Origin of the sequence: Mycolicibacterium duvalii, from assembly GCF_010726645.1 — a bacterium.
GTDB lineage: Bacteria > Actinomycetota > Actinomycetes > Mycobacteriales > Mycobacteriaceae > Mycobacterium > Mycobacterium duvalii.
Genome location: NZ_AP022563.1, coordinates 1418294 through 1431404, shown reverse-complemented (window position 1 = coordinate 1431404; position 13111 = coordinate 1418294). Strand labels below are relative to the sequence as shown.

Below are 13111 nucleotides of genomic sequence, written 5' to 3'. Positions count from 1 at the left end.
TCCGGGCCGGCGACGGCCGGGATGAATTGGAGCAACACCAGTGCGGGAGGCAGGCACACATGGGTGAGGTTCGCGTGATCGGCATTCGAGTTGAGCAGCCGCAGAACCAGCCCGTCTTGCTGCTGCGGGAGTCGAACGGCGACCGATATCTCCCGATCTGGATCGGGCAGTCCGAGGCCGCCGCGATCGCCCTGGAACAGCAGGGCGTGGAACCGGCCCGTCCACTGACCCACGACCTCATCCGCGATGTGATTGCCGCGCTTGGCCATTCATTGAAAGAGGTGCGCATCGTCGACCTGCAGGAAGGCACGTTCTACGCCGACCTGATCTTCGACCGCGACATCAAGGTGTCGGCACGCCCGTCGGACTCGGTGGCCATCGCCCTGCGCGTCGGGGTGCCGATCTATGTCGAGGAAGCGGTGCTGGCCGAGGCCGGGCTGATGATCCCCGACGAGAGCGACGACGAACCCAGCGGCGCGGTGCGCGAGGACGAGGTCGAGAAATTCAAGGAGTTCCTCGACAGCGTGTCGCCGGACGACTTCAAGGCCACCTGACAAGACAGCGATCTTGGTCACGGATGCGTCTCGCCCTGGTCGACACGCGGGGCGCATTTCCGTCGGGCCCGATTCCGAGCGCCATACTTGAGCCCGACGGGCAGTCACAAGAAGGCCCTCAAGCGTATGCTCGGACCAAGGTTCGGGCTCGGGTACGTGCGCCCACGCAGGTCAGCGGACGCGGTTCGATCGGCGAGAGGATTCGACAAGTGGGAGACACGCCACGCCAGGAGCAACTGGATCTGTCCACCGGCTCCCCGCAGGCGGATTCGCTTCCCCGCGTCTCGGCGCAGCCCGTCCAGGCCGGACTGTTCCCGGACGACTCGGTGCCCGACGAGCTGGTCGGCTACCGCGGTCCCAGCGCCTGCCAGATCGCCGGCATCACCTACCGCCAGCTCGATTACTGGGCCCGTACCTCGCTGGTCGTGCCGTCCATCCGCGGCGCCGCCGGTTCAGGCAGCCAACGGCTCTACTCGTTCAAGGACATCCTGGTCCTCAAGATCGTCAAGCGGCTCCTCGACACCGGTATCTCGCTGCACAACATCCGCGTCGCGGTCGACCATCTGCGCCAGCGCGGGGTGCAGGACCTGGCCAACATCACGCTGTTCTCCGACGGCACCACCGTCTACGAGTGCACTTCCGCCGAGGAAGTAGTCGACCTGCTCCAGGGCGGCCAGGGCGTGTTCGGTATCGCAGTGTCCGGGGCGATGCGGGAGCTGACCGGCGCCATCGCGGACTTCCCCGGCGAGCGGGCCGACGGCGGCGAGTCGATTTCAGCGCCGGAGGACGAGCTGGCGTCGCGACGCAAGCACCGCGACCGCAAGATCGGCTAGTAGCGGTAAACTCGCGGGCGCATCGCCCGAGCGCGGGAGAGTTTCGTGGCCGCCAGCCGCGGACGCCGAAGGAGCAACACCTCTCCGTCAACCTCTCAGGCACCCAGGACCGCGCCTGGCCCCGATGCCTCTGGAAAGAGGTGTGTTCACACCCGCCCATGGGGAAAGGCTCCGGCAGCGCTGTCGGTTCCGAATCTCTCAGGCACCCGGTCGCGGGCGACGACAGAGGGGGAGGAGCAGCCCCGCATGCGCCCCGTGCGCTGCGGACGCCCCCGGGAGAGACCCCACGTGACAGATCAGCAGCCCACCCCCCGCGAGTTCGGCTTCGTCGACCGGCACATCGGACCCGACCCCGACGCGGTCGCGACACTGCTGCACACCATCGGAGTCGAGTCCCTCGACGACCTGGCCGCCAAGGCGCTGCCGGCGGGGATCCTCGATCAGCTCTCCGGGGACGGAGTCGCGCCCGGGCTCGACGCGCTGCCCCCGCCGGCCACCGAGGCCGATGCGCTGGCCGAACTCCGCGCGCTGGCCGACTCGAATACCGTGGCGGTGTCGATGATCGGGCAGGGCTACTACGACACCCTCACCCCGCCGGTGCTGCTGCGCAACATCATGGAGAACCCGGCGTGGTACACGGCCTACACCCCCTACCAGCCCGAGATCAGCCAGGGGCGCCTCGAGGCGCTGCTGAACTTCCAGACCATGGTCACCGACCTGACCGGTCTCGAGGTCGCCAACGCATCGATGCTCGATGAGGCCACCGCTGCCGCCGAGGCGATGACGTTGATGCAACGCGCGGTGCGGGGACCGGCTCGCCGCCTGGCCGTCGACACCGACGTGTTCGCCCAGACCGCCGCAGTGCTGCAGACCCGGGCCGAGCCGCTGGGCATCGAGATCGTGACCGCCGATCTGCGCCGGGGGTTGCCCGAGGGCGACTTCTTCGGCGTCATCGCCCAACTGCCCGGCGCCAGCGGCCGCGTCACCGACTGGAGCGAGTTGATCGCCTCGGCTCACGACCGTGGCGCCCTGGTGGCTGTCGGCGCCGACCTGCTCGCGCTGACGCTGATCACGCCGCCCGGGGACATCGGCGCCGACGTCGCGTTCGGCACCACCCAGCGGTTCGGTGTGCCGATGGGGTTCGGCGGACCGCACGCCGGATACCTGGCCGTGCACTCCGCGCACGCCCGTCAGCTGCCGGGCCGACTGGTCGGGGTGTCCAAGGACGTCGACGGCGCCGCGGCCTATCGGCTGGCGCTGCAGACCCGTGAACAGCACATCCGCCGGGACAAGGCCACCAGCAACATCTGCACCGCACAGGTGCTCCTCGCGGTGATGGCGGCGATGTATGCCAGCTACCACGGCGCCGAGGGGCTGACCGCGATCGCGCGGCGCGTGCACGGCCACGCGCGCGCGCTGGCCGCCGGGCTGTCCGCCGCCGGCGTCGAGGTCGTGCACGACACCTTCTTCGACACTGTCTTGGCTCGCGTCGCCGGGCGCGCCCGCGACGTGCAGGCCGCCGCGAAGGAACGCGGCATCAACGTCTGGTGCGTCGACGACGACCACGTGTCGGTGGCCTGCGACGAAGCGACCACCTCCGGCCACATCGCCGACGTGCTCGCGGCGTTCTCCGCCGAGGCCACCGCCGGTGAGTACGCGGGGCCGGCGCCGGCGCCGCGCCGCTCGGCGTTCCTGACTCACCCGGCCTTCACCCGGTATCGCACGGAGACCGAGATGATGCGCTATCTGCGGTCGCTGGCCGACAAGGACATCGCGTTGGACCGCAGCATGATCCCGCTCGGTTCGTGCACGATGAAGCTCAACGCCGCAGCCGAGATGGAAGCCGTCACGTGGCCGGAGTTCGGCCGTCAGCATCCGTTCGCGCCGTCCTCGGACACCCCGGGCCTGCGGCGGCTGATCTCCGACCTCGAGACCTGGCTGAGCGGTATCACCGGTTACGACAACGTCTCGCTGCAACCCAACGCCGGTTCCCAGGGCGAGTACGCCGGCCTGTTGGCGATCCAGGCCTACCACGCCGCGCGCGGTGAATCGGGCCGCGACGTGTGCCTGATCCCGTCCAGCGCACACGGCACCAACGCCGCGTCGGCTGCGCTCGCGGGCATGAAGGTCGTCGTGGTGGGCTGCCGCCCCAACGGCGACGTCGACCTCGACGACCTGCGCGCGAAGGTGACCGAGCACGCCGACCGGCTCTCGGCGCTGATGATCACCTACCCGTCCACGCACGGCGTCTACGAGCACGACGTCGCCGACATCTGCGCCGCGGTGCACGACGCCGGCGGACAGGTCTACGTCGACGGCGCCAACCTCAACGCGCTGGTCGGCCTGGCCCGCCCGGGGCGGTTCGGCGGCGACGTCAGCCACCTGAACCTGCACAAGACGTTCTGCATCCCGCACGGCGGCGGCGGCCCCGGCGTCGGCCCCGTGGCGGTCCGGTCGCATCTGGCGCCGTTCCTGCCGGGTCATCCGCTGGCCGAGGAGCTGGGCGACGCCCTGACGGTTTCGGCCGCGCCGTACGGTTCGGCGTCGATCCTGCCGATCACGTGGGCCTACATCCGGATGATGGGCGCACAGGGGTTGCGGTCGGCGGCGCTGGTCGCGATCGCGTCGGCCAACTACATCGCCCGCCGGCTCGACGAGTACTACCCGGTGCTCTACACCGGGGAGAACGGCATGGTCGCCCACGAGTGCATCCTCGATCTGCGCGGCATCACGAAGGCGACCGGCGTGACGGTCGACGACGTGGCCAAGCGACTGGCCGACTACGGGTTCCACGCGCCGACGATGAGTTTCCCGGTCGCGGGCACGCTGATGGTGGAGCCGACCGAGAGCGAGTCGCTGGCCGAGGTCGACGCGTTCTGCGACGCGATGATCGCGATCCGTGCCGAGATCGACAAGGTCGGCTCGGGAGAGTGGTCCGTTGATGACAACCCGCTGCGCGGCGCGCCGCACACCGCGGAGTGTCTGCTGGTCGGCGAGTGGACGCATCCATACACCCGCGAACAGGCCGCCTACCCCCTCGGGGCAGCGTTCCGGCCCAAGGTGTGGCCTCCCGTCCGGCGCATCGACGGCGCCTACGGGGACCGCAACCTGGTGTGCTCGTGCCCGCCGGTGGAGGCCTTCGCCTGACCGGTAGGGTTACTCCCCATGGCAGAGGACGCTGCGGGCATCACCCCGAAGTTGTTCATCTTTCCGCACGCCGGCGGCTCGCCGCAGTACTACGTGCCGTTCGCGAAGGCGTTCGCGACCGACATCAAGCGCACGGCGGTGCAGTACCCGGGTCAACGGGGCAAGCAGGACTTCGCCTCCTTCACCGACCTGCCGGCGCTGGCCGACGAGGTGGTGAAGATGGTGTCGCCGGACGCCGACCACGGCGGTCCGATCAGCTTCTTCGGGCACAGCATGGGGGCCCTGCTGGCTTTCGAGGTGGCGCGCCGGTTCGAAGACGCGGGCCGGCCGATCGCGGCGCTGTTCGTCTCGGCGTGCGCGGCCCCGGGGCTGGTCGGCTTCGAGGACGTGCCCGACACCGACGAGGGCCTGTTGGCGGCGGTGAGCACGTTGACCGGCGCAAGTCCGGAGTTCATGCAGAACTCCGAATTCGCCGCCGCGATCCTGCCGACCCTCAAAGGCCTCAAGGCCATCGCGAACTACAACGTCGCCCCCGAGGTGAAGTTGTCGTGCCCGATCCATGCGTTCTACGGCGACGACGACGAGATCGCGACCCGGGAGAAGGTCATGTCGTGGGCCGAGCGGACCACGGGGGAGTTCACCGCGCGCGAGTTTCGCGGGCACCACTTCTACCTGCTCGAGCATCTCGGGGAACTGGTGCCGGATCTGGAGGACAAACTCTGGTCGCGGTGCCGCGCCGCGAGTTAGAGATCGGTGTGGTGTTCGCCACACCAGTCCGTTGCCGAATGTGACCCCACGGCGAAGCCGAGCACATTCTGCGAATCGCCGTGAGCATCGGCGCGCGCCATGTATCAGGCGTTGTCGTAGCTCGCTTGTTACCGGCGAGTCAGAAATTTTCATGCCCGGATGTGCGATTACCGCAAATCGTTTACGCACACGTCAAGACGATGCGAGCACTGCATTCGGCTGCTGCGGAGGCGTAACCGCGTACCCGGCAGCCGCATTGACGAGCAACTGAAAACCGCTGTATGTAGTGGGGTGTTTCCGCAGCTGGCAAAATCGGGTAGCCGTTGTGAGCAAGGAAAAAAGCCGGCGACCACCCGGTCCGCGGGCGAAAAAGGGGGCCGATCGTGCGCTTTCGTCTGGCAAGCAAGTCGTGGTCTAATCCTTCGTTGGATTTCACGACACGATCGGTGGGTCGGTGTTAGCCTTCGGGTCGAGCGGGGGCTGCGCGGCTACAGCTGCGAATCGGTTTTGCCAACCACGGCAATGGGGCCGGGGCGCACAGAGATATTGATGAAAGGACGTCGCCATGCCGTTGCTTGAGTCGACCATTCCTGGCCTTCTCGCCGACCGTGCCCGGTTGCAGCCCGACGATGTGGCCTACACCTTCATCGACTACGACGTCGACCCCAACGGCTTCGCCGAGACGCTGACCTGGGCCCAGGTCTATCAGCGTGTGCAGGTCGTTGCCCAGGAACTGCTGCGGCACGGGACCAAGGGGGACCGCGCGGCGATTCTCGCGCCGCAGGGCCTCGAGTACATCATCGCCTTCTACGGCGCGATGCAGGCAGGCTTCATCGCCGTGCCGCTGCCGGTGCCCGCCATGGGCCAGCTCGACGAGCGCGTGAACGGCGCGCTGCGCGACTGCCAGCCCGTGGCCGTGCTGACCACCTCGGCGGCCGTCGGCGAGATCATGACCTACGTCGGCGCGCAGTCGGGGGCCGCCACCCCCGCGGTCATCGAGGTCGACGCGCTGGACTTCGATTCGCCGAACACCGTCGAGGTCAACGTCGGGCCGCTGCCCAAGACCGCCTACCTGCAGTACACCTCGGGTTCCACCAGGGCCCCGGCCGGCGTCATCGTCACGCACCGCAACGTGATCGCCAATCTCGAGCAGATCTTCACCGACTACATGTCGCATCGCGGTGGGGTACCGCCGCAGGACACCACCATGGTGTCGTGGCTGCCCTTCTACCACGACATGGGGCTGATTCAGGGCGTCTTCGCGACGCTGCTGTGCCCGCCGGACGGCCCGGACGGCTCCTGGGGCCGGCCCGCGGTGCTGATGAGCCCGGTCGCGTTCCTGCAGAAGCCCGCCCGCTGGATCCAGCATCTGGCGACCTGCTCGCATTCCTGGTCGGCGGCGCCGAACTTCGCGTTCGAACTGTCCGTGCGCCGCACCAAGGACGAGGACCTCGACGGCATGGACCTCAGCGGCGTGCTGGGCATCATCAGCGGCAGCGAGCGCATCCACTCGGCGACCATCCGCCGCTTCAACGAGCGCTTCGCGAAGTTCGGAATGCCCGACACCACCGTGCGCCCGTCCTACGGCCTGGCCGAGGCGACGCTGTACGTCATCTCGGCGCCCACCGGGCACACGCCGGCCACCGTGCGCTTCGACTACGAGAAGCTCTCCGCCGGGCACGCCGAGCGGTGCGGCAGCGAGGGCGGCTCGGAGTTGGTCAGCTACGGCGCGCCGCGGTCATCGACGCTGCGCATCGTCGACCCGGAGACCCGCACCGAGCACCCCGACGGCAAGATCGGGGAGATCTGGGTGCACGGCGATCAGGTCGCGATGGGGTATTGGCGCAATCCGCAGCAGACCGAGCGCACCTTCGGTGGCGAGATCGTCAATCCCACGCCGGGGACGCCGACGGGTCAGTGGCTGCGCACCGGCGATCTGGGCGTGATGAGCGAGGGCGAGATGTTCATCATCGGCCGCATCAAGGACCTGTTGATCGTCGACGGCCGCAACCACTACCCCGATGACATCGAGGCCACGATCCAAGAGATCACCGGGGGCCGCGTCGCCGCAATCTCGGTGCTCGACGACACCAGCGAGCAGCTGGTGGCGATCGCCGAGCTCAAGAAGCGGGGCGACTCCGAAACCGAGGCGCTCGACAAGCTGCGCGCCGTCAAGCGTGAGGTCGCCTCGGCGATCAAGAAGTCTCACAGCGTCCGGGTCGCCGACCTGGTCCTGGTGGCGCCCGGTTCCATCCCGATCACGACCAGCGGCAAGATTCGTCGCTCGGCCTGCGTGGACCGCTATCGCCAGGACGAGTTCAGCCGGCTGGACGTCACCACATGACGGCAGAATTCGATGAAGCCGCGATCCGGCACTGGCTGGTCGACTACCTCGTAACCAACATCGGGTGCAGTCCCGACGAGATCGACTTCGACGCGCCGTTGAACGATCTCGCCGTCGGGTCCAGCGACGCGGTGGTGCTGACGGGCGAGCTGTCCGAGCTGCTCGGCCGCACCATCTCGCCGGTGGAGTTCTGGCAGTACCCGACGATCAACTCGCTGGCGAAGTTCCTCACCGGCGGTGAGGTCGAGCCGGTCGCCGAGGCCGCGCAGGTCAACCCGTCCGACGAGGCGATCGCCGTGATCGGGCTGGGCTGCCGGTTCCCCGGCGATGTGCACGGCCCCGACGAGTACTGGCAATTCCTCACAGAGGGGCGATCCGGAGTTCGCGAAGTACCTCCCGAACGGTGGAAGGTATTCGAGAACGGCTCACCTGAAGACGCCGCAGCCCTGGCGGGTACCACCCGCTGGGGCTCGTTTCTGAGTGACGTCGACGCATTCGACGCGGAGTACTTCGAGATCTCGCCCAGCGAGGCCGACAAGATGGATCCGCAGCAGCGGCTGTTGCTGGAGGTGACCCAGGAGGCCCTGGAGCACGCGGGCATCCCGGCCGAGTCGCTCCGGCACACCCAGACCGGCGTGTTCGCCGGCGCATGCGTCAGCGAATACGCGTTCCTGTCCACGGCGCACTTGAGCCAGGTCGATTCATGGTCGGGCACCGGCGGGGCGTTGAGCATCATTGCCAATCGGGTGTCGTATTACTTTGATTTGCGGGGTCCGTCGGTGACGGTGGACACGGCGTGTTCGTCGTCGTTGGTGGCGATTCATCTGGCGTGTCAGAGTCTGCGGTCGGGGGATGCGAACCTGGCGTTGGCCGGTGGGGTGAATCTGGTGTTGGCCCCGGCGGTGACCCGCAGCCTCGACCGGGCCCAGGCCCTCTCGAAGTCGGGTCGTTGTCATGCTTTCGATGCGCGTGCTGATGGGTTCGTGCGGGGTGAGGGTGCCGGGGTGGCGGTGCTCAAGCGGTTGTCGGATGCGGTGCGTGACGGGGATCGGGTGCTGGCGGTGATCCGCGGGTCGGCGGTCAATCAGGACGGTCGGTCCAACGGGTTGATGGCGCCGAATCCGGCGGCGCAGATGGCGGTGCTGCGCTCGGCGTATGCCGCGGCCGGTGTGGAGCCGCGCGAGGTCGACTATGTCGAGGCCCATGGCACCGGCACGCTGTTGGGTGATCCGATCGAGGCGCGTGCGCTGGGCACCGTGCTGGGGCGGGGTCGCGGCGCGGAGGCGCCGTTGTTGATCGGTTCGGTCAAGTCCAATCTGGGCCATCTCGAGGCCGCCGCGGGTATCGCCGGGTTCGCCAAGGCGGTGCTGGCGCTCAGCCACCAGCAGATCCCGGCCAATCTGGGTTATGAGACTCCCAACCCGCATATTCCGTTCGACAAGCTGCGTCTCAAGGTCGTCGACACCCCACCGACTGGGCCCCCAGGGCCGGCCCCGGCGGGCCGGGGTGTCCTCGTTCGGGTCTGGCGGCACCAACGCCCACATCGTGCTCGAACAGGCCCCCGCGATGGCGCCCAGCGCCGCGCCGGCTGAGCCGGTCATCTCCACCCTGGTCATCTCCGGCAAGACCCCGGCGCGCATCGCGGCCACCGCGGCCATGCTCGCCGACTGGATGAGCGAGCACGACCCGAGGTCAGCGTCGCCGAGGTCGCCCACACCCTCAACCACCACCGCACCCACCACCCGAAATTCGCCACCGTGGCCGCCCGCGACCGCGACCAGGCCATCGCCGGCCGCGCCCTGGCCGCCGGCCACCGCGCCCGGCGTCGTGCCTGCCCACCCCGGCAGCTGCCGCACCGGGACGGTGTTCGTCTACTCCGGACAAGGCTCCCAATGGGCCGGCATGGCCCGCCAACTGCTGGCCGACGAACCCGCCTTCGCCGAGGCCATCGACCGCATCGAACCCACCTTCACCGAACAGGTCGGCTTCTCCCTCCGCCAGATCATCGCCGACGGCGAAACGGTTGTCGGAATCGAGCGCATCCAGCCGGTGCTCGTCGGAATCCAGTTGGCACTCACCGAGCTGTGGTGTTCCTACGGCGTCCAACCCGACGCGGTGATCGGCCACTCCATGGGCGAAGTCGCCGCGGCGGTGGTGTCGGGCGCACTGAGCCTGGCCGACGGCCTCAAGGTCATCGCGACCAGATCCCGACTGATGTCCCGACTGTCCGGTCAAGGCGCCATGGCACTGATCGAACTCGACGCCGACGGCGCCGGCGAGCTGCTCGCCGACTACCCCGATGTGACGCTGGCGGTGTACGCCTCGCCGCGTCAGACGGTGATCGCGGGCCCGCCCGACCAGGTTGACGCGGTGATCGCGGCGGTGTCGGCGCGCGACCTGCTGGCCCGCCGCATCGAGGTCGACGTGGCGTCCCACCATCCGACGATCGACCCGATCCTGCCGGAGCTGCGGGAGGCGCTGACCGACCTGTCGCCCAGCACCCCGACCGTCCCGCTGGTCACCACGACGGTGGACCACACGGGTCCCGCGCCGACGTTCGACGCCGACTACTGGGTGGCCAACCTGCGCAACCCGGTGCGGTTCAGCCAGGCCGTCACCGCGGCGCGCGCCGAGCTGGGAACGTTCATCGAGGTCAGTCCGCACCCGCTGCTCACCTACGCGATCAGCGACACGTTGAGCGGCACCCACCACCACACCGTCGCCACGCTGCAGCGCGGCGAGGACGACACCCTGACCTTCCACACCAACCTCAACGCCACCCACACCAGCCACCCGCCCCAGGTCCCGCACGGGACCGAGCCCCACGTGCCGCTGCCGCTGACCCCGTGGCACCACAGCCGGCACTGGATCAGCACCGAGTCCTGGGTGGGCACCGGCGGCGGTTCGGCGCCGCGGCACGGCACGCTGCTCGGCGAACACACCGCGGTCGCGACGACGCCACCGGCTCACCTGTGGCAGGCCCGTCTCGTGCCGGAGGCCACGCCGTACCCCGGCTACCACCGCATCCAGGGCGTCGAGGTGGTACCGATGGCCGTCCTGCTGAACACGCTGTCGGCCGCCGCGGCCGAGCTCGGCGCGACCGGGGTCGCCGATCTGCGCTTCTTCCAACCGATCGTGCTGAATCAGCCGCAGGTGATCCAGGTGGTCGCCGAGGGCGAGACCATCACGGTCTCCTCGGCGCCGAGCGCCGATGCTCCGGCGCACCGGTGGGTCAAGCATGTCAGCGCCCGTGCCACCAGCTCGTGCGTCGACGTCACGGTCACCAGCGACGGCGATCTGCAGGCGCTCGAGGCCGCGGAGATCACCGAGCTCCAGCAGAAGTGGGGCATCGACGGCAATCCGTTCCGATGGACCATCGATTCGTGCCGGTCCGGGCGCGGCGCGTTGCGCGCCGAGGTCACCCTCACCGACGAGGTTCTGGCGGCGCTGCTGGACGCGGCGGTCAACGCCGCCCGGCTGGTCGACACCTCCGACATCCGGTTGCTGGTGCCGTCCGACGTCGACAGCATCCGGATGAGCGACGCCGCCGTCGGCGCGACCGGGACGGTGCAGGCACGCCGTCGCGACGACTCCGGTGATCAGCTGGTGGTCGACGTGGTCGCCGCCGGCGCCGACGGCGCGCCGAGCATCGAGATCCGCGGGCTGCGTTTCGCCGACGTCGATGCCGACGCCGGTCACGGCGCCCGTGACGCCAACCCCCGGCAGGTCGCGCACGGCATCGCCTGGCAACCGTGGCAACCCGACACCGCCGACGCACCGCAGCGGCACCTCGGCGTGGCGATCATCGGGGCGGGTGACACCGCCGATGCGCTGCGCGCCGCGATCAGCTCCGCCGGCCACACCGCTGCCGAGCCGGCCGACGCCGACTGTGTGGTCTACGTCGCCGATTCGACTACCGCGGACGCGCCCGACCTCGACGTCGCGGTGCAGCAGTCCGCCGAGGTCGCCGCGCTGGTGAGCCGCCTCGTCGCGCAGGGCGGCGCCCATCCGGCAACACTGTGGCTGGTCACTCGCGGGGTCCTGGAGGCCGACTCGCCTGCCGCGCTGCGCCAGAGTCCCCTGTGGGGTCTGGCCGGCGTGATCGGCGCCGAACAACCCGAGGTGTGGGGTGGTCTGGTGGACCTGCCCGCCGACGGGCACGTCGACGACGCGCTCGGTGCGGTGGCCGCGCTGCTGTCCACGCCGGCCGCCACGACCCTGGCCTGGCGCGACGGGCAGCTACTGCGCCGGGAACTGGTCGCGCTGGACGCCGAGCCGGTCCGCGAGCCGCTGCGCTGCCGCCCCGACGGGACGTACCTGATCACCGGCGGCTTGGGTGCGCTGGGCCTGCTGACGGCCGAATGGTTGGCCGACCGTGGCGCGCGCCGGCTGCTGCTGGCGGGACGCACGCCGCTGCCGCCACGCCGGGAATGGGACAGCGACGGCCTCGACGCCGGAGTGCGCGCCAAGATCGCCGCAGTCCGCGGCCTGGAGGCGCGCGGGGTCACCGTCGAGGCGGTCCGCCTCGACACCGGCTCGACCGATGCGTTGCGGCAGCTGGTCGCCAAGCGGGACGCCGACGGCGCCGCACCGATCCGCGGGGTGGTGCATGCCGCGGGCATCAGCGACAGCCAGCTGCTCACCGACGTCGACGAGGATCGACTGCAGGCGACGATGTGGCCTAAGATCGCCGGCGCCGCCGCGGTGCACGAGGTCTTCCCGGTCGCGGAGCTGGACTTCTGCTACCTGACCGGCACCGCCGGCACCGCGTTCGGGATCTCCGGGCAGGGTGCCTACGCCGCGGCCAACGCGTACCTCGACGCGCTGGCCCGGGCCCGGCACCGGCAGGGCGGACACACCGTCAGCCTGGCGTTCGTGGCCTGGCAGGGGCTCGGCTTCGGCGCCGACGCACAGATCGTCGTCGCCGAGTTGGCCCGCCTCGGGTCGCGGCCGATCACCCCGACCGAAGCGTTCGCGGCCTGGGAGTACACCCATCGCTATCCGGTCGCGCAGGCGGTCCTGGTGCCGATGGACTCCGACGACACCGGAGACGTCGACGGCACGGACGGCGGTGCGGCGGCGCCGGCCCGCGACTGGTCCACGATGTCGCCGGCCGAGGTGCACTCCGAGCTGCAGCACGGCCTGCGCACCATCCTCGCGTCGGAGCTGCGAATCCCCGAGGACCAGGTCGAGGTCGATCTGCCGTTCGCCGAGCTGGGGCTGAACTCGGTGATGGCGATGTCGATCCGCCAGCAGGCCGAGCAACTCGTGGGCCTGCAGCTGTCGGCGACCATGCTGTGGAACCACCCGACCATCGGGTCCCTGGCGGCGTTCCTGGCCGAAAAGCTGCTGCCCGAGGAGACTTCCGAAGCCGAATCCGGCGATACCGACGACTCGTCGGGCAGCGTGCTGGACTCGCTGTTCGACAGCGTGGAATCGGAGAGCAGAATCTGATGCCGACGGGAGTTCCTCGAACCGTCGTTTGG

Annotated in this window: 5 protein-coding genes, 1 pseudogene and 1 riboswitch; all 6 genes and pseudogenes read left to right on the top strand. The window is 69.5% G+C overall.

Annotated features, from left to right (window positions below):
• Positions 1-59: 59 nt before the first annotated feature.
• The gene (locus G6N31_RS06530) at positions 60-554 is read left to right on the top strand and encodes a bifunctional nuclease family protein (protein ID WP_098006125.1); all 495 of its coding nucleotides are present in this window, start codon (positions 60-62) and stop codon (positions 552-554) included.
• 209 nt (positions 555-763) lie between these two features.
• A complete protein-coding gene (locus tag G6N31_RS06525; protein ID WP_098006127.1) occupies positions 764-1387 on the top strand; it encodes a MerR family transcriptional regulator in 624 nt (207 codons plus the stop codon).
• A 23-nt stretch (positions 1388-1410) separates the two neighbouring features.
• A riboswitch (glycine riboswitch) is annotated at positions 1411-1509 on the top strand.
• Between the two features lie 166 nt (positions 1510-1675).
• The gene (gene gcvP, locus G6N31_RS06520) at positions 1676-4534 is read left to right on the top strand and encodes an aminomethyl-transferring glycine dehydrogenase (RefSeq protein WP_234815478.1); all 2859 of its coding nucleotides are present in this window, start codon (positions 1676-1678) and stop codon (positions 4532-4534) included.
• 18 nt (positions 4535-4552) lie between these two features.
• Positions 4553-5281, top strand: a complete 729-nt coding sequence (locus G6N31_RS06515; RefSeq protein ID WP_098006131.1) for a thioesterase II family protein — start codon at positions 4553-4555, stop codon at positions 5279-5281.
• A gap of 565 nt (positions 5282-5846) precedes the next feature.
• A complete protein-coding gene (locus G6N31_RS06510; RefSeq protein ID WP_098006133.1) occupies positions 5847-7625 on the top strand; it encodes an AMP-binding protein in 1779 nt (592 codons plus the stop codon).
• Positions 7622-13079 (top strand): annotated as a pseudogene (locus tag G6N31_RS06505) (type I polyketide synthase). Before G6N31_RS06510 ends, G6N31_RS06505 begins: the two are co-directional and overlap by 4 nt.
• Positions 13080-13111 lie beyond the last annotated feature (32 nt).